General features: G+C 59.5%; 1 protein-coding gene. It reads right to left on the bottom strand.

The window, feature by feature from the left end:
- On the bottom strand, positions 1-432 hold a 432-nt coding region (locus tag GPA27_RS28465; RefSeq protein ID WP_246261546.1), incomplete at its 3' end, for a methyl-accepting chemotaxis protein.
- Positions 433-442 lie beyond the last annotated feature (10 nt).

The following is a 442-nucleotide window of genomic DNA, read 5'->3' as shown; positions in this document are numbered from 1 at the left end:
GGCCTGATCGGCCATCTGGCCATTGCTCTGGGTGATCTGGTCCAGATGATGAATCGCCTCTGAAATTTGTGCCAGCCCGTTGCTCTGTTCATCGGAAGCGGTGGAAATGGCGTGGATGCTGGTTGCCAGTTCACGGATGCCGCTGACGATCTGATCGAGAGTCTGGTTCACGTCATTGATTTGCCCGACGCCGTGCCGGACCTGCGTGACCGAATTGTCGATCAGCGTGCGGATCTGGCGTGCCGATTCGGCGCTGCGTTGCGCCAGATTTCTGACCTCGGTGGCGACCACGGCAAAGCCGCGTCCCTGTTCACCGGCACGCGCGGCTTCCACCGCCGCATTCAGCGCCAGAATATTGGTCTGGAACGCAATGCCGTCGATGATGCCGATGATTTCCTGCACCTTCAGCGCACCTTGCTGGATACCCTGCATGGAATCCACC

Origin of the sequence: Aromatoleum toluolicum, from assembly GCF_012911005.2 — a bacterium.
Taxonomy (GTDB): Bacteria; Pseudomonadota; Gammaproteobacteria; order Burkholderiales; family Rhodocyclaceae; genus Aromatoleum; species Aromatoleum toluolicum.
Note: the sequence above shows the minus strand (reverse complement) of the source record. Positions and strands in the feature narration are given on the sequence as shown.